Origin of the sequence: Janibacter sp. HTCC2649, assembly GCF_000152705.1 — a bacterium.
GTDB lineage: Bacteria > Actinomycetota > Actinomycetes > Actinomycetales > Dermatophilaceae > Knoellia.
Genome location: NZ_CH672413.1, coordinates 3,672,119 through 3,693,941 on the forward strand (window position 1 = coordinate 3,672,119; position 21,823 = coordinate 3,693,941).

Below are 21,823 nucleotides of genomic sequence, written 5' to 3' on the forward strand. Positions count from 1 at the left end.
TCTGGCCTTCGGCGTCAAGGCCGGATCAGGCTAGATCAATCCCAGGCCCTTGACGGCGTCGCGCTCCTCGGCGAGCTCGGCCACGGAGGCGTCGATCCTGCCGCGGGAGAACTCGTCGATGGTCAGGCCCTGGACGATGCTCCACTGGCCGTCCTTGACGGTGACGGGGAAGGAGCTGATGAGCCCCTCCTGCACGCCGTAGGAGCCGTCGGAGCGCACGGCCATCGAGACCCAGTCGCCTTCGGCGGTGCCCTCGACCCAGGTGCGGGCGTGGTCGATGGTGGCCGAGGCGGCGGACGCGGCGGAGGATGCGCCGCGGGCCTCGATGATCGCCGCGCCGCGCTTGGCGACGGTCGGGATGAAGGTGTCCGCGAGCCACGAGTCACCGTCTGTGTCGTTCCGCACAAGCTGTGCGGCGTTCTTGCCGGAGACCTCGGCGTGGAAGAGGTCGGGGTACTGCGTCGCGGAGTGGTTGCCCCAGATCGTCATCTTCTTGATCTCGGTGACCGGGACGCCGAGCTTGGCCGCGAGCTGGCTGATCGCGCGGTTGTGGTCGAGGCGGGTCAGCGCCGAGAACTGCGACGTGGGGATGTCGGGCGCGTTGCTCATCGCGATGAGGGCGTTGGTGTTGGCCGGGTTGCCCGTGACGGTGATGTGCACGTCGTCGGCGGCAACCTTGTTGAGGGCCTTGCCCTGGGGGGCGAAGATGCCACCGTTGGCCGAGAGGAGGTCACCGCGCTCCATGCCGGGGCCGCGGGGACGGGCGCCGACGAGGAGGGCGTGGTTGACGCCGTCGAAGACGGTCTCGGCGTCGTCGCCGATCTGGACACCCGCGAGCGTCGGGAAGGCGCAGTCGTCGAGCTCCATGACGACACCCTCGAGTGCCTTGAGGGCCGGGGTGATCTCGAGCAGTCGCAGCTCGACGGGGACGTCGGGGCCGAGGAGGGCACCGGAGGCGATGCGGAACAGCAGGCTGTAGCCGATCTGGCCGGCGGCGCCGGTCACGGCCACCTTGACGGGGGTCTGGCTCACGATGGGTACCTCTTCGTACGGGGCAGATGTGGTCGCTGACGACGCTATCAGCGCCCACACAGGCTGGGGACAGAGCCCGGCCCTAGGGTGGAGCCATGCGTGTTCTCGTCTCAGGTGGTGCCGGCTACATCGGTTCGCACACTGTCGTCCAGCTCGTCGCCGCCGGTCACGACGTCGTCGTCGTCGACTCCTTCGCCAACGCGAAGCCCTCGGTCGTGGGGCGGATCGAGGCCCTCACCGGCGAGTCGCTCGACGTGCGGTCGTTCGACCTCACCGACCGCGACAAGACCGAGGCAACCTTCGTCGAGACCCAGATCGACGCGGTCATCCACTTCGCCGGCTTCAAAGCCGTGGGGCGCAGCGTCGCGGAGCCGCTCAGCTACTACGAGAACAACCTCGACACGACGCTCTCGTTGCTGCGCGCCATGGACCGTCACGGTGTGCGCAAGCTCGTCTTCTCGAGCTCGGCCACGGTCTACGGCGCCGACGCGACCGTGCCGATGCAGGAGGACGCACCGACGTCCGCCACGAACCCCTATGGCTGGACCAAGGTCATGAACGAGCAGGTCCTGCGCGACATGGCCGTGGCCGACCCGACGTGGCGGATCGCGTTGCTGCGCTACTTCAACCCGGTGGGTGCCCACCCGAGCGGCACCATCGGTGAGGACCCGAGCGACTACCCCAACAACCTCATGCCCTTCCTCGCCCAGGTGGCGGTCGGTCGGCGCGAGAAGCTCTCGATCTTCGGCGGCGACTACCCGACGCCCGACGGCACCGGCGTGCGCGACTACATCCACGTCGAGGACCTCGCCGCGGGCCACGTGGCCGCGCTGCACCGCCTCGCCGCCACCGACACCGCGGTCAACACCTGGAACCTCGGCACCGGACGCGGCACGTCCGTCCTCGAGATGTTCCACGCGTTCGAACGGGCCGTGGGTCACGACCTGCCCCACGAGATCGTCGACCGACGCCCGGGCGACATCGCCGAGTCCTACGCCGACCCCACGAAGGCCGAGGCCGACCTGGGCTGGAAGGCCACCCGCACCGTCGACGACATGTGCGTCGACACGTGGCGGTGGCAGAGCGAGAACCCGAACGGCTACCCGTGACGGGTGTGCGCGTTCGTACCGCGACCCGTGAGGACGTGGCGGCGATCGTGGCGCTCCTCGTCGACGACCCGCTCGGGGCGACGCGGGAGACCGAAGGTGAGCAGGCGGCATACCTTCGCGCATTTGACCTGATCGACGCCGACCCGGCGCACGAGCTCGTCGTCCTCGACGACGACGGTGAGGTCATCGGCACGCTTCAGCTGACGATCTTGCCGGGACTCTCGCGCGGAGGTGCCCTGCGAGCCCAGATCGAGGCCGTGCGCATCGCGTCGAGCCGGCGCGGTCAGGGGCTCGGCGAGGGGCTGTTCCGTTGGGCCATCGACGAGTCACGCCGCCGAGGTGCGGTGATCGTGCAGCTCACGACCGACGCGAGCCGTGAGGGTGCGCACCGCTTCTATGAGCGGCTCGGCTTCGTCGCGTCGCACGTGGGGATGAAGCTGCCGCTCTGACCCGGTCGGATCGTCGGACGGTCCGTTCAGGTGGTGCGGCGCAGTCGCACGACCGGGATGATCCGGTCGGTGTTCTCCTGGTAGCCGCCGAATCCGGGTGCCTTCTCGACCAGGCGCGGCCAGAGGGCGTCGCGCTCGTCGCGCGGGAGCACCTCGGCCTCGACCGGGAACGTCTGCGTGCCGACCTCGACGTCGAAGCGTGGGTTGGCGCGCACGTTGTGGAACCAGTCCGGGTTGTCGGGGGCGCCAGCCTTGGACGCGACGATGATCATCGAGCCGTCGTCCTGGGGGAAGTACATGAGGGGTGTGACCCGCTCCGTGCCGGTCTTGGCACCGAGATGGTGGATGAGGATCATCGGCGCACCCTCGAAGGGGCCACCGACCTTGCCTCCGTTGGCCCTGAACTCCTCGATGACGCCCGCGTTCCAGTCGCTCATGGACGTGACGCTACGCCCACCAGACCCCTTGATCGTCTTCGTGCCCCGCACGGACAACTCGCTGGCGCTCGCTGTCAGTGAGGGGCACGAAGACGAAGTCTCAGCTCAGGCTGGCGAGCGCGTCGTTGAAGGTGGTGGACGGTCGCATCACAGCGCTCACCTTGGCCTCGTCGGGGCGGTAGTAGCCACCGATGTCGGCGGGGGAGCCCTGCACCGCGAGGAGCTCGTCGTTGATCTTCTGCTCCTGGCTGGTCAGCTTCTCGGCGACGCTCGCGAAGGCCGCGGCCAGGTCGGCGTCCTCGGTCTGCTTGGCCAGCTCCTGCGCCCAGTAGAGCGCGAGGTAGAAGTGGCTGCCGCGGTTGTCGATCTGGCCGACCTTGCGCGCCGGACCCTTGTTCTCCTGGAGGAGGGTCTCGGTCGCCCGGTCGAGGGTGTCGGCGAGGACGCGAGCCTTGGCGTTGTCCTCGGTGTCGGCGAGGTGCCGGAATGACTCGGCCAGGGCCATGAACTCGCCGAGGCTGTCCCAGCGCAGGTAGTTCTCCTGCACGAGCTGCTGGACATGCTTCGGGGCAGAGCCGCCGGCGCCGGTCTCGAAGAGGCCACCGCCGTTCATGAGCGGCACGACGGAGAGCATCTTGGCACTGGTGCCGAGCTCGAGGATGGGGAAGAGGTCCGTGTTGTAGTCACGCAGCACGTTGCCGGTCACCGAGATGGTGTCCTCGCCGCGGCGGATGCGCTCGATGGAGAACTTCGTGGCGTCGACCGGGTTCATGATCTGGATGTCGAGACCCTCGGTGTCCTGCTCGGCGAGGTAGGTCGTGACCTTGGCGATGAGGTTGGCGTCGTGGGCGCGCTTCTCGTCGAGCCAGAAGATCGCCGGCGTCTTCGAGGCGCGGGCGCGCGTCACGGCGAGCTTGACCCAGTCGCGGATCGGGGCGTCCTTGGTCTGGCACGCGCGCCAGATGTCACCAGCCTCGACGTCGTGCTCGATGAGCACGTCGCCGGCGGCGTTGACGACCTGGACCCTGCCGGCCTCGGCGATCTCGAAGGTCTTGTCGTGCGAGCCGTACTCCTCGGCCTTCTGTGCCATGAGCCCGACGTTGGGCACGGAACCCATCGTTGTCGGATCGAAGGCGCCGTGGGCGCGGCAGTCATCGAGGACGACCTGGTAGACGCCGGCATACGAGCTGTCAGGGATGACGGCGAGGGTGTCGGCCTCTTCGCCGCTCGGGCCCCACATGTGACCGGAGGTGCGGATCATCGCGGGCATCGACGCGTCGATGATGACGTCGCTCGGGACGTGGAGGTTGGTGATGCCCTTGTCGGAGTTGACCATCGCGAGCTTCGGGCCGGCGGCGAGGCCGGCGTCGATGTCGGCCTTGATCTCGTCACCGTTGGGAACGGTGGACAGACCCTCGAGGATCGCGCCGAGACCGTTGTTGGGGGACAGGCCGGCTGCCTCGAGTGCTGCGCCGTGCTTGGCGAAGACCTCGGGCAGGAACGCGCGCACGACGTGGCCGAAGATGATCGGGTCGGAGACCTTCATCATCGTGGCCTTGAGGTGGACCGAGAAGAGGACGTCATCGGCCTTGGCCCGGGCGATCTGCTCGGTGAGGAACGCGTCGAGGGCGGCGGCGCGCAGGACGGTGCCGTCGACGACCTCGCCCTCGAGGACCGTGAGGCCGCCCTTGAGGACGGTGGTGCCAGCGTCCGTGACGAGCTGGATGGTCAGGGTGTCGTCGGCGGGGAGGACGACGGACTTCTCGTTGGTCGCGAAGTCGTCGTGGCCCATGGTCGCGACATTGGTCTTGCTGTCGGCACTCCAGGCACCCATCGAGTGGGGGTGCGCCTTGGCGTAATTCTTGACGGCGGCGGGGGCGCGGCGGTCGGAGTTGCCCTCGCGCAGCACCGGGTTGACGGCGCTGCCCATGACCTTGCCGTAGCGGGCGTTGGCGTCCTTCTGCGCGTCCGTCTTCGGCTCGTCGCTGTAGGCAGGAAGGTCGAAGCCCTTGTCCTGCAGTTCCTTGATCGCGGCCTTGAGCTGCGGGACCGAGGCGCTGATGTTGGGCAGCTTGATGATGTTGGCCTCGGGCGTCGTCGCGAGCTCACCGAGCTCGGCGAGGGCGTCCGGGACCTTCTGGTCATCGGGGAGCTGGTCCGCGAAGGCGGCGAGGATGCGCGCCGCGACGGAGATGTCGCGGGTCTCGACGTCGACGCCCGCGGTGGAGGCGAAGGCCTCGATCACCGGGAGGAAGGAGTAGGTCGCGAGGAGGGGTGCCTCGTCGGTGAGGGTGTAGATGATCTTCGCCATGAGGCGAATCTATCGAACCGCCAAACCGCGACGTATGCCGGTTGCGCGGCTTGCGCTCAGGCCTTGCGGGGTGCGTCGGGGTCGACGCCCTCGGGAACGAGCTCGTCCTCGACCCGGACCTGACCGGTGATGTCGCGGTCACGACGGTCGACACCGGTGATGAGGTGGAAGGTTGCGCCGGCGATGGCGGCACCGACCAGGGGCGCCAGCCAGAAGAGCCAGAGCTGTCCGGGTGCACCGTTGCCGTTGAAGAACGCGACCGCCGTCGAACGCGCCGGGTTGACCGACGTGTTGGAGATCGGGATGGAGATGAGGTGGATGAGCGTGAGGCAGAGGCCGATCGCGAGCGGTGCGAAACCGGTCGGGGCGCTCTCGCGGGTCACGCCGAGGATGACGTAGACGAAGAACATGGTGAGCAGGACCTCGGCGCACAGCACCGCCATGAGGGAGTAGCCACCGGGGGAGTGCTCGCCGTAGCCGTTGGCGGCGAGGTTGCCCGTCGCGTCAAAGACGTCGCGGCCGCTGGCGATGGCCCACAGGGCGCCACCAGCGGCGAGACCACCGAGGACCTGCGCGGCGACGTAGCCGGGCACGTCCTTCCACTCGAAGCGCTTGGCGATCGTGACACCCAGCGTCACGGCCGGGTTGAAGTGAGCACCGGAAACGTGCCCCACGGCATACGCCATCGTCACGACCGACAAGCCGAAGGCGAAGGCGACACCCAGGAACCCGATGCCCAGGTGCACGGGCGCGCCCGACCCCAGCGTCGGGGTGGACAGGAAGCCGGCCGCGAAGATCGCAGACCCGCACCCCCCGAAGACGAGCCAGAACGTGCCGACGAACTCCGCGAGGAGGCGCTTTGACATCTCAGGGGTCTGCATGACGCCCATTGTGGCCCACGGGTGGGGCGTGGTGGGTGATGCGACACAGCCGACCGGTAGCGTGACCGCCGTGAAGATCTCCGTGGTGGGTCTGGGCTATGTCGGTCTGTCCAACGCCGTCGTCCTCGCGCAACGACACGACGTCGTGGCCGTGGATCTCAACGCCGAACGCGTTGACCAGGTCAACCGGCGCGAGTCACCGCTGGTCGACCCCGAGCTCGAGGACTACCTCGCCCACCACGACCTGTCGCTGACGGCCACCACCTCGGCTGCGGATGCCCTGCCCGGCTCCGACTTCGTCATCGTCGCGACGCCGACCGACTACGACCCGGTGCGGGACTTCTTCAACACGTCGTCGGTCGAGTCGGTCATCGCCTCGGCTGCTGAGCTGGTGCCGTCGGCCACGGTCGTCGTGAAGTCGACGGTGCCCGTGGGCTTCACCGAGCGGATGCGGACGGCCCACCCGGGTCTCGACGTCGTCTTCTCCCCGGAGTTCCTGCGCGAAGGTCGCGCCCTGCACGACAACCTGCACCCGAGCCGGGTCGTCGTCGGTGGTCACAGTGACGGTGCGCGCCGCTTCGGTGAGCTGCTCGTCGAAGGTGCCCTGGACTCTGATGTGCCTCTCCTGCACACCAATCCGACCGAGGCGGAGGCGATCAAGCTCTTCGCCAACACGTACCTCGCGATGCGTGTCGCCTACTTCAACGAACTTGACACGTATGCCGTGTCGCACGGTCTCGACACCCGCTCGATCATCGACGGGGTCGGGTTGGACCCGCGGATCGGCTCGCACTACAACAACCCGTCGTTCGGCTACGGGGGCTACTGCCTGCCCAAGGACACCAAGCAGCTGCTCGCCAACTACAGCGACGTGCCCCAGAACCTCATCCGCGCGATCGTCGACTCCAACACGACGCGCAAGGACTTCATCGCGACCGACATCCTGCGCCGCAAGCCCCAGGTCGTGGGCATGTATCGGCTGATCATGAAGGCCGGCTCCGACAACTTCAGGGTGTCGAGCATCCAGGGGATCATGAAGCGGATCAAGGCCAAGGGGATCGAGGTCGTGCTCTACGAGCCGGCGCTCGAGGAGGACCGGTTCTACAACTCCGAGGTGATCCGCGACCTGGACGAGTTCAAGCGCCGCTCGGACGTCATCGTCGCCAACCGGGTGAGCGACTCACTCGCCGATGTGCCGGACAAGGTCTACACCCGCGACCTCTTCGGTCGGGACTGAACCCCGACAAGGCCGGGATCGAGGCAACACGTTCGATCCTAGAGGGCTCTGTCTCGCGGGGGGAACGGATTGGGGTTCAAACGAGGAACGGCTCAAGTACTTGAGAGGCCGCTTTGCCTTCGTGCCACCTCTTGACGAACCCTCGTCCCAGTTCTGAGTGCCGCTCCAACATGTTTGGTTCGCCCGCGATCCACCCCAGCGTCTCAGCCAATTCACCCGGACCTGCCTGCACGACAGGTGGAGCTTCGGCCATGTGACGTGCTGCGAGAGTTTCAACATTGCCAACAACTACACAGCCCGACGCCATGGCTTCAACGGTTGTGACTCCATAAGAGCCCCCCAGTATTTGATCGACAACGATGTCCACTGAAGCCAAGAGCTTGATGAATTCCGTGTGCCTCAGGGTTGGCTTCCTGACCCACTCCAAGATTCCTTGCCGGCTCAGATCTGCCAAGACTTGCTCAATCAACTCAGTACCCTTGATGGGAGGAAATGATCGACTAGGAAGATGAAGAACGCGGGGGCGACGATTCCAGGCACGTGGAATGAACGGCGACGCCTCGAGATCGATCGTCAAGGGTAGCCATTTGGCCATGGGGAGGTCGTTGATCAAGTCGGGCGTCGAGACAAAAAGAGGGAGCCCCGATGTTGTTGCGATCGATCTATTTGTTGCGGACCGCTGCCGCGCGGCCTCGACCCAGTCGTTCGGAGCGTTATGAAAATAGCTACTGGCACTCAGGTCCATGTGCAAATCCGGAGAGCGCACGTCGGATCCATGAGCGATCAGGGCAACTGCACGCCCCCGTTCTCGGAGCTTGTCAATGTCTCTGACGATGGAATCGACACCAACCCGGCCGCCGATTGTCACGAAGCCATCGATTGCGACGTGATCGGCCTTCCCTATGGCACTCGTGAGAGCAAGCCGACGAAGTGGAGTGTACGGAACGCGTCCTGGAGGTAACCACTTGTCTGACTTATGTCCGAACGTGCGCCTTGAAAGTACAGGAATCTGACCATAGGCAAACGAGTGGGCTGACACTCCCAAGTGCGACTGAACGGCTCGCGCCCACTCAGTGGCTTGCCCAGCAAAATTGGCCGGTCCTATCGCGAGCTGCGTCACGGGTGTCGCCTGACGGGCGTAACTCGAGAATCATCCAGAGATAGCGCAGCGGCGTAGGCACCAATCGTACTGAGCCACATCCACGTAGTTGCACTGCTGAGGAACGAACTATTGGCGAGACACATTATCGAGATCCCGCCCATGCTTGCAAGAAGAGCATTGGCGCGAAGGTTCTGGAGAGCTTCATTCTTGCGACTCCTCACGAAAATGTTTGCCGCTCGGACAAGCCAGATGAGCAGTGCGAGCAGTGTTAGGGCACTGAATTCCACCGCGATTTCGAGATAGCCATTATGTGGGCTTCCCACATTTCCGGTTGGATAAGGAAGCTCGCTATTTAGGAGATTCCACTGGTAGGCGCCTGGCCCCAGGCCAAGGCCCCAGGATTCCTGAAGTAGCCAAATGCCATCTCTGTATAAATTGAGCCGCCCGACGCCGGAGGCGTCTTGAGACAAGCCTGACCCGCCGTTGAGGAGGATTTCCAGAAATGGAGCCACCTTGCCAGGCAGTAAGGGTATCAGTTTGTCCAGAACGCCGACAGAGGAAAGAGTGACGATTCCGATGGTCGCAGCGACGAGAGAAGTAGCGGATCGAGTCCCGCCGTGCAGCAGCATGAATAGTCCAAGCTGAATGACTGTCGCGGCGAGACCGAGTCGGCTGCCGGTAACGAGCACAAGAACGAAGTTCAAGCCGATGAGTCCCACCCCTATGAGTCTCACTGAGGACCGCTTGGCGCCCAGTGCGAGCATGTGAAGGAAGGGCTGACTCATTACCAAGAAGACGGCAAATGCATTAGGATTTCCGAACACACTCGCGACTAGGCGCGTGTCTACGCGCGCCAGTTCCACCGTGGAAAGGTATCCGCCGTAGTGGATCCCGGTGAGGGACTCACGCAGGCCGAGCGTCCCGGTGACGATAAAGGCGACAATCCAGCCTAGTTCAAGAAATCGCAGAGCTTCCACGCAAAATGCCAGTCGTTCAAGAGCCAGGATGCACAAAAGCCCAATGCTCACTGCCAAAGCCATTTTCATGGCGAGGTCATAATCTGGCGCGTCGATCATGCCTCCTATCAGGAACAGCGTCCAGATCAATATCAGGGGAAGGGCTGCAACTCGTCCGCGGCGACCTGGCATCCCAGGCAGAAGGGCCGCGAAAGCAAGGGCCAGAACCATGACGCGATAGGCAAAGAAAGGGCCGGCCACCGGGAGGAAGGGGCCTAATGCGGCAGCCGAAGGTAGGAGAATGAGAGCTCCCCGCGTGATCGTGCTGGGAAGGAGCGGGGTGGGTGGAGACCTTCTGGGCGCCTCGATCGGAGGATGAATTGTGTCTGGGCTCATGTGGAGTTCTCCCTGGACATTCCAAGGTAGCGAAATATGGGAGGCCGCGCTACAGCCCACCAGATCGCCCAGAATGCGATGGTTAGCCCAATCTGGATCGGGAGGCCATGTTGTCGCGCGAGTGTGGCAACTCCGAACATTCCCCCTCCAGCTGCGAGTATTGACGCAACCTGACCTAGCCAGGAATGACCACCCTCCCGCCAAACACTGACAACTGGTAAGAGCCAAAGTAGTGTGGCCGCCATCAAGTAGCCAAGGGCGACGCCCTCCAGTTCAATGAGTGGCGTCAGGGTCAGCCAAGCGAGGGCGCAAAGGGTCGTCGCGGCGAGGCCAAAGATTGTTGAGCGCCTCACTCCACTGGGGCCTCTGGACGTGAGTGTGGTTGTGCAGGCGACTCCAAGGGTGTTGGCCATGCACGCAAGGAGAAGCATGGGCAGTAGTGCGGCGTGGTCGCGGGACGCATACGCCTCTCCCCAGACGAAATGCTGGAGTGAAGAACTGCAGATGACTAGGGGCGCAAAGGCGAGCGGAATGAGCGCATTCATGTCGCGAAAGGTTATGTCTGTGAGCTTCTTAAGGGCGCTTTCGTCGCCACTCCCGTGCAAGTGTGACAACGATGGAAAAAGTGCAAGGGAAATAGAACCAGCAATGAGCGAGATTGGTGTGGCCAAGGTCAGGGCGCTTGAGTAGTACCCGGCGCCGACGATGCCATCAACTTGACGTGCGATGAGCACTGACCCTTGGAGAAGGCCAGCGCTGCTGAGCGTCCCGATCACGCCGAGAAATAGGAACATGCGAATTTCCGACTTGAGTTCTGCCGAAAGGGTTCCTTCTGCCTCGGACACTAGGCCCGAAATTGAGTAGGCCAGCATGCTCAGCGCAACGGGTAGCAGAGAGAGCACTGGCGGTGCCCCCATAAGCAGTACGACCCCAACGCCGAGGATCCCCATTGCTGAAGTCACCAAGTCAAATTTTGTGCCACGCCAAAAATGGCCTGAACCGAATTGCACGCCGCGGGCCACTGAATAGCCGGAATAGCCAAGTACTAGAAGGAACACAACCAGCCGGTCTTCCGACCACCACATGATTTGTGGAGCTGGCCACAGGGCCGACGCTATGAGACCGAGGGAGAGGGCGAGGAACACAGTAATTCTAGTGATATACCTTGCTACCAGCGTCGCCTCTTGAAAATTTCCGGAACCCTGAGATCTTGCAACAAATTTGCTCGCGGCGGAGCCGCTTGTTGTCGGCCCCGCGAGACTTGCGAGCTGCGCACTTGCGATTGCGGTGCTAGACGCGCCCAGCGCCCCGGGCCCTCCTAGGTGCCCTATTAGGAGGTTGGTTCCGAACCGCAGTCCGCCTTGTGCGAGCACTCCGACCAAGCTTAGCCTTACTCGTGTAACGCCACGTAACCCAGGACGCGCATCGAGCCTTAGCCGGTGAAAGTGCAGTCGTCTAGACAATCCACTGCCGAGATCTGGTCCGCGGGTCCTTTGAGCCGTCATGGTTAGGAAATCATTCGATCGCGAAGTCGGTGGAATGCGGGCGCCCAAGAATACGTCCGATCGAAGCTTTCCTTGGCACGTCGTCCCATGGCAGTCAGTTCAGGCAGGTCAGCGGCCATTTGCTGCATACCATTCGCAACGCTGGCAGGGTCCTCGAAGTCTACGGTCAGGCCCAAGCCCTCTCTCGCAACAATTTCACTCATGAGCGGTGAGTATTCGGGGACGATGACAGGGATGCCGAGAGCCAAGTACTCGAAGAACCGGTTGGGGAGACTACCCACTCCCAGCACGCGGTTGTACGCAATAAGTCCGACGTCGACGTTGCTGAGGACCTCCGGCATGGCGCGGTGGGGTCTGCCCGACAAAAGGTCCAGTGAGTCCTGTAGGTCTGGCTCACGGGACCTGGCGGCAAATTCCGCGTCGTAGGGCGGTCCGTCGACATTCCCGTTCGATGGGAACATGACAACGCGAGCGTCGACACCACGGCTGCGGACCTCGGCAACCGCGTCGAGCACGACGCTGGTGCCGTTCCCGGCCAACGCCTTTCCATGGAAAAAAGTAAGGGCGTTCGAGTTTCCTGTGGGCTTGGGTGACGAGCGCGCGAACCAGGGCGGGGGTGAGTTGAAAGTGACCAAGCCGTGATCGTCGGTGACCCCGTAGGCATCCAAGATTGCCTGGTTGACGGATGTCACAAGGTCGCACTTTTTGGCGATTAGGGCGAGGGTCGTGCGCACTGCCCGTTCGCTTGCGGGTCGCGTCGGTCGTGGGACTGACTGAGCCAGGTGACCCTTGTGGTACTCCTCGTGAATATCGAAGAGGACTCGTACCCTCGATACGGTAAGTGCCAAAGCCGCAGCATCGGGGTCGGGGGTATATACCCAATCGACGTCCGGCAGGGAGGCAAGGGCTGCCCGCAGCGATCGCATCGCCTGGAGCCGCCCCTTCCACCCCGTTGGCGACGCGACTAGCCGATGTTCAACACGGGGGTCCTTGCTAGAGGAAGACTGAAAAAAAGCACGGTCGGGTCCTACCCAAGTCACGCGATCGCCGGCGTCCAAGAAGGAGTCAACGATCTTGCTCTTGACTCGGACGTCATCCCATGGATGGGCAGTCGTGAAGACGCAAACGTGCATCAGTTGGGCCCGTCATTCTGGGGAGATGCGAACGTGGCGCGAAAGTCGCCGCGATCCAGAGCGGCTGCGTGCCTGACGCGATCATGCCCTGTGAAGCGGTCTCGAAGATGTCGCGCGGGCACCCCCGCCCAGATCTCGTAAGCGGGCACGTCCTTTGTGACGACTGACCCGGCGCCGACGACGGCGCCATCCCCGATCGTGACACCGCGGCTGACGATCACGCCGTAGCCTATCCAGGCATCGCGCCCGATGGTCGTGGGCGTTTGGTCGGGACGGCCGGTGAACTGGATGGGTGTGCCGACGACGTCGCTGAGGTGGTCCCCGCCCACGATGGCCACTCGAGGCGCGAGCAGCGTGTAGGCCCCGATTGTGGTTCCTGGACTGATCCAGCACTCGGGTCCCACGTAGGCGTACTCACGGGCCTTGAGATCTTTGCTGACCTTGGCGCTCCTGTGCACGGACGCGGTCGGGTGCACGTTGGCGAGGCCCTTGGTCATGACCACCGCGCGGCCACGTGCCTTGCGGAGCCCTTGATACAACCGTCCCGTCCGATCGAGGCTCATCGCACCCCTCGAATTCCGGTCCAGGCATGGTGCCGGTGCGCAGTGGACAGGATGAAGTTGACCGTCCGCTCACTGGTGTTGGCGATGAGATAGTCCTCGGGCGTGAGGTGGTCGACACCGTCGCGGCGGCGTGGCGTGTTCATGGCTGCTCGCACGCCCGCAACAACATCGCCGGCGTCGAGACCGGTCATGATGATGCCCCCGGTGTCGAGGGCTTCAGGGCGTTCGATCGAGTCGCGCAACGTGACGGCCGGGAAGCCGAGCAGGGTGGACTCCTCCGCGATCGTCCCGGAGTCCGAGAGGCAGCAGGCGGCCGAGAGCTGGAGCTTGTTGTAGTCGTGGAAGCCGAGCGGGTCGCTGAAGGTGATGCCCTCTGGCTCCGACCAGTCGGGCAGCGCCTCGAGCCGCTTGCGCGTGCGCGGGTGGGTCGAGACGAACACAGGAAGGGAGAACGCGGCATACACCGCGGTGAGGCAGTCAATGAGGGCGCGCAGGCGCTCCGGAGAGTCGACGTTTTCCTCGCGGTGCGCGCTGACGAGGAAGTAACCGCCCTCGGTGAGCTCGAAGCGGTCGAGGACGTCGGAGGCGAGGATCTCGTCGCGGTAGGCGTCGAGGACCTCACGCATCGGCGAACCGGTCTTGATGATGCGGCGCGGGTGCAGCCCTTCGGCCAGCAGGTTGCGGCGCCCGTGCTCGGTGTAGACGAGGTTGAAGTCGGCGACGTGGTCGACGAGGCGACGGTTGGTCTCCTCTGGGACGTTCTCGTCGAAACAGCGGTTGCCGGCCTCCATGTGATAGGTCGGTATCCGCAGGCGCTTGGCCATGACGGCGGCGATGCAGGAGTTCGTGTCTCCGAGGACGAGCACGGCGTCTGGCGCCTCCTCGAGCATGACCTTCTCGGCGGCGATGAGGGTTCCACCAAGCACTGCACCCAGGCTCGTGGTGTCGACTCCGAGCATGTGGTCGGGCTTGCGGATGCCGAGGTCGCTGAAGAACACCTCGTTGAGGGCGTAGTCGTAGTTCTGGCCCGTGTGCACGAGGACATGGTCGACCGTCTCGTCGAGCCGGTGGATGACTCGTGAGAGGCGAATCAACTCGGGTCGGGTTCCGACAATCGTCATGACCTTCATGCGGAGGCTCCCTGAGGGCGAACGGACTCGTAGTAGGTATCGGGGTCATCGGGACGGTGCAGCTCATGAGACCAGAACTGGGTGATGAGGGTGTCGTTGCCCGTGTTGGTGATGTTGTGCACCCAACCGACCGGCATGTCGATGGCGCACGGGACATCACCGGACACAGCGAAGTCGAAGACATCGTCGGTGAACATCTTGCGCAACGAGACTCTTGCCGTTCCGCTGATGACAGCGAATCGTTCGACCTTGCGGAGGTGGAAGTGCTCCCCACGGGTGATGCCGGGCACTGTCGTTGAGAAGGAAGACTGACCGCCACCGCCGCGGACTCTGACCAGTTCCACGTAGGTGCCTCGAGGGTCCGTGTGCGGTGTCAGCGCGATCGGCGCGTGCTCGGGAAACAGGGCTGCCCTGTACGTGTTGAACAGGTCAACTCTGAGGGGGCTGGAGAGGTCGGGGATCTCTCCCGAGTCGTAGGACGCCTTGAACTCCTGCAGGAGGTCAAGGACCTCCTGGACGCCGACCGACGTGCTGTCGGGGTCGATGCGCCTCGCATCGCCGTCCAGAGCGTCGATGAGAGCTGCTGCTGCGCCTTGGGCGTGGAGAAGTCCGACCTGTCGGTCGGTCACCTGCGGGGGCCGGCCGTCGCGGACTGCGTGAACAAACGTTGCGACGAACGAGTTGTATGCCGGTCGGCCGTGTTCGCCGAAAAGGTTGGGCAGGCGCACATCGACGAAGGAACCGCCGGTCGCGTCGACGGCCTGGCCGAGGATCTCGCGTGCCTTGGCCTTGCCTGCACCGTACGCAGTGCCGTTCCCGTCCTGGATCGAGTTGGCGAAGACAACCCGTGTCGGGCGTCCGGACGATGCCAGCGCCGCGGCGAGATCTCTGGCAAGGCCTTCGTTGCCTTCTCGAACCGCATCATCGTCACCGCGGTTGACGCCGGCGATGTGGATGACGGCGTCCGCGTCTGACAGAGCCTGGGAAAGGTCCGTCCACTGGTCGCGGGCGATCGGCACGACCTCGTGGTCGGTCATGGCCCGGAGTCGAAGGCGGGTGTGCCAGCCGAGGAATCCGGCAGATCCCGTGACGACGACCTTCACAGCTTCGTCTCCGAAGTGAGGCCCTGAATCTCAGGAAGGGTGCGCAGGAGATCACAGGTCTGCTCGACGCTCATCTGGTCCGTGGTGTTGGAGTCGTAGTCGACAACGTCGGATGTGCTGGTCTCACCCTCTTCGACGAAGAGCTCGTACTCGAGCGAGCGTGCATCCAACGGGACGCGGAAGTAGTCCCCCTGATCCTCGGACTTCAGCAGTTCCTCCCGGGTGAGAAGGGTCTCGAACATTTTCTCTCCGTGCCGCATGCCGATCCGGCGCACCTCGGGGTCTCCCTGCCCGAGAACGATGGACACGGCCCTGGCGAGGGTCTCGACGGTGCAGGCAGGCGCCTTCTTGACGAACAGGTCGCCGGGCGCTGCGTGGAGAAATGCATGCTCGACCAGATCGACAGACTCCTGGAGGGACATGAGATAGCGCGTCATCGTCGGCTCGGTGACCGTGAGTGGCTTGCCCTCCTTCAGCTGACGGACGAACAGCGGGATGACAGAGCCGCGCGAATACATGACATTGCCGTAGCGGGTGACCGACACCGTCGTCGGCGAGTTGGGATGGTTTCGGGCGAACGCCTGGGCCGTCTTCTCCATGAGCGCCTTGCTCATGCCCATGGCGTTGACGGGATAGACGGCTTTGTCCGTGCTGAGGCAAACAACCGACCGGACACCTGAGCGGTGTGAGGCCTTGATGACGTTGTCGCTGCCGACGACATTGGTTTTGACCGCTTGGTCAGGGAAGAACTCGCACGACGGCACCTGCTTGAGGGCTGCTGCGTGGAACACGAAGTCGGCGCCGGTGACGGAGTCTTCAACGCTGGAGTAGTCGCGGACGTCGCCGACGAAGAACTTGACCCGGGAATCTCCCAGGCGCTGACGCATCTCGTCCTGCTTGGCCTCGTCGCGGCTGAGGATGTTGATCCTCCCGACCCCGCGACTCAACAGTGAGTGGACCATCGTCGAGCCGAACGAACCGGTTCCTCCGGTGATGGTCACGGTGGCGCCGGTCATCTGGCTCATTGCTGCCCTCTCTTGGCGGCCTCGTGCAGCATGCTCTCGAGGCGCGTAATGCCCACATCCGGGGCGAAGTGGTCCTCGTAGTGCTGGCGGGCCGACTGCCCCATGGCTGCCCAGGCCTGCGGCTGGAGGGCAAGTTTTCGGATGGCCTCGGCGACCTCGCCGGTGTTCCCGGGACCCACAGCGGCGCCGGCCCCAGCCTTGGTGACGACATCAGCCACATCACCGGCTCCATGAACGAAAACGGGCTTGCCAGCGGACATGGACGATTGCACCTTGCTGGGCATGGTGGCCCGCAGCAGCGCGGAGTCCTGCAACGAGACGACGAGCACGTCGGCTGCGGAAAGATAGTCTCCGACGGCGTCGACGGGGACGCTCGGAAGGACGTGGACATTGCCAGCTTCGGCTGTGCGAGCCGCCCGCGTCAACGAGTCACGCTCAACCCCGTCGCCCATCAGGACGAGACTCGCTTCAGGAACACTCGCAAACGCCTCGACGAGTGGTGCCAGACCCTGCAACTGGCCCATGTTTCCGGCGTACAAGAAGAGCGGACCGTTGGGGAGGCCAAGGCGCTGGCGGTCGACGGTGTGCTCTGAGGTGCGGAACTCAGGCACCCAATTGGGTACCCAATCGATCTTGTCAGCGGGCACGCCACGCTCGATGAGGACGTGCTTCATCGAGGGCGAGATGACTCCGATGCGCGTCGCGGCGCGGTACGAGGCATTGGTGAACGCGTGCAAGCCACGTTCGATGGCTCGTGCTGCTCGTCCTGTCACGAACTCGCTGTCCGTCACACTGTCGGGCCAGAGATCTTGGATGTATAGGCAGATCGGCGCTCGGCGTCCGGGGCGGGCCAGCAGGGCAGGTAGGGCAGCAGTGGCAGGGGATGAATAAACGAGCCACACATCTGGACGCGGAACCTTTGCACTGACCGCAATCGTGGCCGTGCCGGCGAAACTGAGGTAGTTCGCCATGCGCCGCGTCGCATGAGCCTCGCGGCTGGGATAAAGCGGACTGCGGTGAACTCTGATGCGTTCCGTGGCATCTTCGCGTAGATAGGGCCGTTGTGACCACCCTTCCATAATGCGACCCGCTGGGTAGTTCGGAAAACCCGTCACGACATCAACGTCATGGCCTAGCGCGGCGAGACCGCTGGCGATGCCTTCAGGGACCACAGTGCGGGGTTCGGGCGGAAACCACTGAGTGACGAAACCGATCCTCATCGTGCAGGCACGCCCTTGACCGTGCTGCTTTCCTCGACGTTCCGCACGACGAGGGCGGAACCACCGACGATCGAGTCTGGTCCAACATCGAGTCCTTGGAGGATGGCGGCGTGGGTGCCGATCATGCTTCGTTCGCCGATCCGCACGTTGCCCGAGATGGCCACCAGCGGGTTGATGGACACGTGGTCAGCGATCTCGACGTCATGCCCGATTGTGGTGTTCAGGTTGACGTGGACATGGCGGCCCAAGTGGATATTTGTCGTCATGCGCACGCCCGCGCAGACGACAGATCCCCCGGCGATTGTGACGTCTCGACCAAGCGTCGCGGTGGGGTGCACAAGGACCCCCTCAGACAGGCCCAGACGGATAAGCGTGGCGTCAATACGGGCCTTAACCGAGCCCGTTCCGATGCCGATGAAGACATGGGTGTCCTTGGGGGCATTCTCGAGCCAGTCGACGCCGCCGAGGATCTCATCCTGTGATCGTTCGACGGCAGCGAGGTTGGCGCTTGATGGGTCGTCATCCACGTAGCCACGGAAGTACCAGTCCTCGCCATTCGCTATGCAGGCGTCGATGACGTCGCGGACTTCACGACCGAAGCCGCCGCAACCGACGATGACTACCGGGCGAGCCATCAGTTGGTCCTCTCGTGGGGGTCAAACTCGGACATGGTGACCTCGCCCTCGGCGGCGATACCGTCACGTCGCAGGACGGCGGAAACCGTGCGCACAATGATCGCGAGATCGCCTCGCAGCGTGTGCGTGTCGACGTAGTCGACGTCGAGCGCGAGCCGCTGCTCCCAGCTCATGGCGTTGCGGCCCGACACTTGTGCGAGCCCGGTGAGGCCCGGACGCACGTCATGTCGTCGCGCCTGCTCGGGGGAGTAGCGATCGAGATAGCGGACGAGGAGCGGCCGCGGTCCAACGAGGGACATGTCGCCTCGGACGATGTTCCACAACGTCGGCAATTCGTCGAGGCTGGTCGAGCGGAGGAACGTGCCGAATGGGGTAAGTCGATCGGCATCGGTGACGAGACCCCTGGCCGGGTCAGGCTCAAGCATGGTGCGGAACTTGCGCATGACAAAGGTGCGACCGCCCAGGCCGGGGCGTTCCTGCGTGAAGAGCACAGGTGACCCGAGCTTCGAGCGAACGGCCAGAGCAACCACGGCCTGCACCGGGAGGGAGATGGCGAAGGCAGGGAGGGTGACAGCGAGGTCGAAGAGCCGCTTGGTGTCGGTCACGTGGCCTGTCCCTGGAGGAGGGGCGCAAGGGTGCCCAGGACCCGGTCGATCTGGGGATCGGTGAGCTCGGATCCCGACGGAAGGGTCAGGCCGGTGCGGAAGAGCCGCTCTGCGGTGCCCGTCGTTGCGGCACGCGCGGAGGCGTGGATGGGCTGCAGATGCATCGGCTTCCAGAGGTGTCGAGCTTCGATACCGGCTGCGTCCAGCGCTGCCATGACCGTGGTCGGGTCCGTAGCGATGAGCTTGGGGTCAAGGGTGATGCAGGTGAGCCAGTGGTTGTCCTCTGCGTCCCCGCCCTGGTCCCGACCGAGGAAACTGACGCCGTCGATGTCGGCCAGCGCGCCCGCATACAGGTCACGGATATCACGGCGACGCGCGATCATCGAGTCGAGTCGCTCGAGTTGACCGATGCCCAGCGCCGCGAGGATGTTGGACATCCGGTAGTTGTAGCCGATCTCGGTGTGCTCGTACCACGGTGCGGGCTGGCGGGCCTGGGTCGAGAGGTAACGCGCTCGGTCGAGGAGGTCCGTGTCATTGCTGAGCAGCATGCCTCCGCCCGAGGTCGTCATGATCTTGTTGCCGTTGAACGACAGGGCGGCGGCACGGCCGAAGGAACCTGCCGGGCGCCCGTGGTGGGTTGCGCCCAGAGCCTCGGCAGCGTCCTCGATGAGCGGGACGTCGAGCGCATCGAGTTGAGTGCCGAGAGCGGTGTAGTCACAGGCGCGTCCGAACAGGTCGACCGTCATGACCGCTGCGACGGTGCGGCCCTCGCCCTGCAACGTCCGCACGGTCTCGACGAGCAGGTCGATGTCGACGTTGGCGTCGTCGGTCGCATCGACGAACACGGGAGCAGCACCGGTGTAGGCGACGGCGTTCGCGGACGCAGCGAACGTCATCGTCGGAAGCACGACGACGCTGTCGGGACCGGCTCCGGCGTCGAGCAGGGCGAGGTGCAGGGCGGCAGTGCCCGACGACAGGGCGAGGGCCCCGCTCACACCGCAACGCTCCGCGATCTCGCGCTCGAAGCGGTCGACCATGGGTCCCAAGGGCGCGACCCAACCAGAGCGCAGGGCTTCGAGGACGTACTTCTCCTCCACATCGGTCACGTGGGCCCGGGAAAGGAAGATGCGATCGCTCATGTGAGTACTCTGCCTGTCGTTGCCTTCTCGAGCATCCACTCGCGGGCAGGCTCGGGCTGTTCGATGCCGGCGTCGGCGATCTCCTGGAGCGAGATCCTGGGCACGGCGACCCTGTTGATGAGTGCGTGGCCCGCTGACGTGATCGTCTCGCCGTTGGCAAACAGTTCTTCCGAGAGCTTCTCACCCGGCCGCATACCGGTGAAGACGACCTCGATGTCGGGCTTCTCGGACAGATCTATGAGCGTGTTGGCCACGTCGAGGATCTTGACGGGCTCCCCCATGTCCAGAACCATCACGTCGCCATTGGCGCCGATGGCCGAGGCCTGCAGCACCAGCTGGCTGGCCTCGGGGATGAGCATGAAGTAGCGCTCGACATCGGGGTGGGTCACCGTGACGGGTCCGCCGCGCTCGATCTGAGCAGTGAAGGCGGTGATGACCGAACCGCGCGAACCCAGGACGTTGCCAAAACGCACGCTCACGTAGGTGCCACGGTGGTGCTCGGCGAACTCGGCCGTGAGGCGCTCGGCCAGCCGCTTGCTGTAGCCGAGGACGCACGTGGGGCTCGCGGCCTTGTCGGTCGAGATGTTGACGAACTTCTCGACACCGACCGCCTCGGCGGCGGTGAGCACGTTGGCGGTGCCAAGGACGTTCGACTGCCAGGCCTCGAGGGGGAACTGCTCAAGGAGCGTGAGGTGCTTGAGAGCCGCCGCATGGAAGACGACCTCGGGACGTTCCGCTTCAAAGACCCGCTGCAGGGCTGCAGAGTCCCTGATGTCGCAGAGGGCCAGTGTGCCGTCATCGAGGAGCGCGCGCCCCGTGAGGCTCATCTGGGTCGCGTGCAGGGCCGACTCATCACGGTCGAGAAGGACGAGTTTCGCGGGGCTGAACTTGGCGATCTGACGCACGAGCTCGGACCCGATCGAACCGCCGGCGCCGGTGACGAGGACTCGTTTGCCCGTGATCGTGTCGGAGATCGTCGCGGCGTCCATCGTGATCTGTTGGCGACCGAGGAGGTCCTCGAGGTTGAGCTGACGCAGATCTGCCCCGCTGGCCGGCCCGAGGAGGCGCCCCACGGGGGGAAGCACCAGCAGGTCGAGTCCGTGGATGCGGGCGAGCGTGCGGATCTCACGGAGGCGATCGGCCGACAAAGACGGCATGGCCACGGCCAGCGTTGTCGCGTCAGTGCGCTCGATGACGTCGGCCAGTCGGTCGGCGCCACCAGAGACCCGGTGCCCCTCGATGAGCATTCGGCGCTTGCGCGGGTCGTCATCGAGGAGCGCCACCGGCACGAGCCGGCCGTTGGGGGAGGCATCTCGGGTGAGCGCGCGCAGCAACTGGCGGCCGCCCTCGCCGGCTCCGTAGACGACGACGGCCGTGTCGGTGTCGCCGATGTCGCGCCGGCCCCAGCGGTAGGAACGGACGATGAAGCGCAGGGCGAACATGCCCACGAGAGCAATGACCGGAACGATGAACGGCAGGCTGCGCGGGATTGAGAACCAGTCCGTGAAGAACCGGAGTCCGACCAGCGCAACACCGACGATGAGTGTTGTTCGCGCCACTTGCGCGGTTTCCTCGAAGGATCCCCGTCGGTGCGGGTGGTGCACGAGTCCCAGAGTTAGGCCCGCGAAAAACTGGAGAAGTCCGGCGGCGCTTGAATAACTCAGAATGTCCGGTGCCGTGGCGATTCGGGCGTCCATGTCGAACCGAATCCACGCGGCGGCCAGGACGGAGAGTGACACGATCAGAGCGTCGACGAGGGTCCAACCGATGCGGACGGCGACGTCGCGGCGTTCTGGGCGCGTGGACACAGTGGCTGGGTGCTCCGTGATTCATGTGAGGACGAGTAGTTACAAAG

General features: G+C 64.5%; 20 protein-coding genes. 3 read left to right on the forward strand and 17 right to left on the reverse strand.

Translation table 11 applies throughout. The annotated features are described in order from the left end of the window. Nucleotides 1–30 precede the first annotated feature (30 nt). Entirely contained in the window at nucleotides 31–1,032 is a 1,002-nt protein-coding gene (locus JNB_RS17595; RefSeq protein WP_009777878.1) for a malate dehydrogenase, read from the reverse strand. Between the two features lie 95 nt (nucleotides 1,033–1,127). Between JNB_RS17595 and galE the strand changes: the two genes are divergently transcribed. Both galE and JNB_RS17605 read left to right on the forward strand, forming a co-directional pair. Beyond that, nucleotides 1,128–2,141: a UDP-glucose 4-epimerase GalE gene (gene galE, locus JNB_RS17600; RefSeq protein WP_009777879.1), complete on the forward strand. Its 1,014-nt coding sequence runs from the start codon at nucleotides 1,128–1,130 to the stop codon at nucleotides 2,139–2,141. Beyond that, the gene (locus JNB_RS17605; RefSeq protein WP_009777880.1) at nucleotides 2,138–2,590 is read left to right on the forward strand and encodes a GNAT family N-acetyltransferase; all 453 of its coding nucleotides are present in this window, start codon (nucleotides 2,138–2,140) and stop codon (nucleotides 2,588–2,590) included. The genes galE and JNB_RS17605 overlap by 4 nt, the downstream gene beginning before the upstream one ends. Before the next feature lie 26 nt (nucleotides 2,591–2,616). Here the strand turns inward: JNB_RS17605 and JNB_RS17610 are convergent, their stop codons facing one another. The 3 genes from JNB_RS17610 to aqpZ form a co-directional block, all read right to left on the reverse strand. Beyond that, the gene (locus JNB_RS17610; RefSeq protein ID WP_009777881.1) at nucleotides 2,617–3,027 is read right to left on the reverse strand and encodes a nitroreductase family deazaflavin-dependent oxidoreductase; all 411 of its coding nucleotides are present in this window, start codon (nucleotides 3,025–3,027) and stop codon (nucleotides 2,617–2,619) included. A 100-nt stretch (nucleotides 3,028–3,127) separates the two neighbouring features. Beyond that, nucleotides 3,128–5,338 (reverse strand): NADP-dependent isocitrate dehydrogenase, encoded by a 2,211-nt coding sequence (locus tag JNB_RS17615; protein WP_009777882.1) that lies wholly within the window; start codon nucleotides 5,336–5,338, stop codon nucleotides 3,128–3,130. A gap of 56 nt (nucleotides 5,339–5,394) precedes the next feature. Beyond that, nucleotides 5,395–6,228, reverse strand: a complete 834-nt coding sequence (aqpZ, locus tag JNB_RS17620; RefSeq protein WP_009777883.1) for an aquaporin Z — start codon at nucleotides 6,226–6,228, stop codon at nucleotides 5,395–5,397. 61 nt (nucleotides 6,229–6,289) lie between these two features. Between aqpZ and JNB_RS17625 the strand changes: the two genes are divergently transcribed. Beyond that, nucleotides 6,290–7,456 (forward strand): nucleotide sugar dehydrogenase, encoded by a 1,167-nt coding sequence (locus JNB_RS17625; protein WP_009777884.1) that lies wholly within the window; start codon nucleotides 6,290–6,292, stop codon nucleotides 7,454–7,456. Nucleotides 7,457–7,532: 76 nt separating this feature from the next. Here the strand turns inward: JNB_RS17625 and JNB_RS21395 are convergent, their stop codons facing one another. From JNB_RS21395 to JNB_RS17685, 13 genes are all read right to left on the reverse strand, one after another. Further along, on the reverse strand, nucleotides 7,533–8,324 hold the full coding sequence (locus JNB_RS21395) for a glycosyltransferase (protein WP_148232498.1): 792 nt from the start codon (nucleotides 8,322–8,324) through the stop codon (nucleotides 7,533–7,535). Between the two features lie 248 nt (nucleotides 8,325–8,572). Next, nucleotides 8,573–9,775 carry an O-antigen ligase gene (locus tag JNB_RS17630; RefSeq protein ID WP_158306152.1) on the reverse strand — a complete coding sequence of 401 codons (1,203 nt, stop codon included), beginning with the start codon at nucleotides 9,773–9,775 and terminating at the stop codon, nucleotides 8,573–8,575. Nucleotides 9,776–9,906: 131 nt separating this feature from the next. Beyond that, nucleotides 9,907–10,860, reverse strand: coding sequence for a lipopolysaccharide biosynthesis protein (locus tag JNB_RS17635; RefSeq protein ID WP_040883961.1), 954 nt, complete (start codon nucleotides 10,858–10,860; stop codon nucleotides 9,907–9,909). A 557-nt stretch (nucleotides 10,861–11,417) separates the two neighbouring features. Next, complete coding sequence (locus tag JNB_RS21605) at nucleotides 11,418–12,149, reverse strand: glycosyltransferase (RefSeq protein ID WP_009777885.1); 732 nt, start codon at nucleotides 12,147–12,149, stop codon at nucleotides 11,418–11,420. Between the two features lie 398 nt (nucleotides 12,150–12,547). After that, entirely contained in the window at nucleotides 12,548–13,111 is a 564-nt protein-coding gene (locus JNB_RS22250; RefSeq protein ID WP_148232499.1) for a CatB-related O-acetyltransferase, read from the reverse strand. Next, nucleotides 13,108–14,241, reverse strand: a complete 1,134-nt coding sequence (gene wecB / locus JNB_RS17650; protein WP_009777887.1) for a non-hydrolyzing UDP-N-acetylglucosamine 2-epimerase — start codon at nucleotides 14,239–14,241, stop codon at nucleotides 13,108–13,110. Before wecB ends, JNB_RS22250 begins: the two co-directional genes overlap by 4 nt. After that, nucleotides 14,238–15,344 (reverse strand): NAD-dependent epimerase/dehydratase family protein, encoded by a 1,107-nt coding sequence (locus tag JNB_RS17655; RefSeq protein ID WP_009777888.1) that lies wholly within the window; start codon nucleotides 15,342–15,344, stop codon nucleotides 14,238–14,240. The genes wecB and JNB_RS17655 overlap by 4 nt, the downstream gene beginning before the upstream one ends. Next, entirely contained in the window at nucleotides 15,341–16,369 is a 1,029-nt protein-coding gene (locus tag JNB_RS17660; RefSeq protein WP_009777889.1) for a polysaccharide biosynthesis protein, read from the reverse strand. Before JNB_RS17660 ends, JNB_RS17655 begins: the two co-directional genes overlap by 4 nt. Next, nucleotides 16,366–17,589: a glycosyltransferase family 4 protein gene (locus tag JNB_RS21050; RefSeq protein ID WP_083784524.1), complete on the reverse strand. Its 1,224-nt coding sequence runs from the start codon at nucleotides 17,587–17,589 to the stop codon at nucleotides 16,366–16,368. Before JNB_RS21050 ends, JNB_RS17660 begins: the two co-directional genes overlap by 4 nt. Then, nucleotides 17,586–18,224 (reverse strand): acetyltransferase, encoded by a 639-nt coding sequence (locus JNB_RS17670; protein WP_009777891.1) that lies wholly within the window; start codon nucleotides 18,222–18,224, stop codon nucleotides 17,586–17,588. Before JNB_RS17670 ends, JNB_RS21050 begins: the two co-directional genes overlap by 4 nt. Then, the gene (locus JNB_RS17675; protein ID WP_009777892.1) at nucleotides 18,224–18,829 is read right to left on the reverse strand and encodes a sugar transferase; all 606 of its coding nucleotides are present in this window, start codon (nucleotides 18,827–18,829) and stop codon (nucleotides 18,224–18,226) included. The genes JNB_RS17670 and JNB_RS17675 overlap by 1 nt, the downstream gene beginning before the upstream one ends. Beyond that, nucleotides 18,826–19,968, reverse strand: a complete 1,143-nt coding sequence (locus tag JNB_RS17680) for an aminotransferase class I/II-fold pyridoxal phosphate-dependent enzyme (protein WP_009777893.1) — start codon at nucleotides 19,966–19,968, stop codon at nucleotides 18,826–18,828. Before JNB_RS17680 ends, JNB_RS17675 begins: the two co-directional genes overlap by 4 nt. Beyond that, nucleotides 19,965–21,776, reverse strand: coding sequence for a nucleoside-diphosphate sugar epimerase/dehydratase (locus tag JNB_RS17685; RefSeq protein WP_009777894.1), 1,812 nt, complete (start codon nucleotides 21,774–21,776; stop codon nucleotides 19,965–19,967). The genes JNB_RS17680 and JNB_RS17685 overlap by 4 nt, the downstream gene beginning before the upstream one ends. Between the last annotated feature and the right edge of the window lie 47 nt (nucleotides 21,777–21,823).

Excerpts from the sequence above, each read along its gene's own strand:
- galE (WP_009777879.1), top strand. The coding sequence starts at position 1,128 with ATGCGTGTTCTCGTCTCAGGTGGTGCCGGCTACATCGGTTCGCACACT.
- JNB_RS17610 (WP_009777881.1), bottom strand. The coding sequence starts at position 3,027 with ATGAGCGACTGGAACGCGGGCGTCATCGAGGAGTTCAGGGCCAACGGA.
- JNB_RS17615 (WP_009777882.1), bottom strand. The coding sequence starts at position 5,338 with ATGGCGAAGATCATCTACACCCTCACCGACGAGGCACCCCTCCTCGCG.
- aqpZ (WP_009777883.1), bottom strand. The coding sequence starts at position 6,228 with ATGGGCGTCATGCAGACCCCTGAGATGTCAAAGCGCCTCCTCGCGGAG.
- JNB_RS17635 (WP_040883961.1), bottom strand. The coding sequence starts at position 10,860 with ATGGGGATCCTCGGCGTTGGGGTCGTACTGCTTATGGGGGCACCGCCA.
- JNB_RS22250 (WP_148232499.1), bottom strand. The coding sequence starts at position 13,111 with ATGAGCCTCGATCGGACGGGACGGTTGTATCAAGGGCTCCGCAAGGCA.
- wecB (WP_009777887.1), bottom strand. The coding sequence starts at position 14,241 with ATGAAGGTCATGACGATTGTCGGAACCCGACCCGAGTTGATTCGCCTC.
- JNB_RS17660 (WP_009777889.1), bottom strand. The coding sequence starts at position 16,369 with ATGAGCCAGATGACCGGCGCCACCGTGACCATCACCGGAGGAACCGGT.
- JNB_RS21050 (WP_083784524.1), bottom strand. The coding sequence starts at position 17,589 with ATGAGGATCGGTTTCGTCACTCAGTGGTTTCCGCCCGAACCCCGCACT.
- JNB_RS17670 (WP_009777891.1), bottom strand. The coding sequence starts at position 18,224 with ATGGCTCGCCCGGTAGTCATCGTCGGTTGCGGCGGCTTCGGTCGTGAA.
- JNB_RS17680 (WP_009777893.1), bottom strand. The coding sequence starts at position 19,968 with ATGAGCGATCGCATCTTCCTTTCCCGGGCCCACGTGACCGATGTGGAG.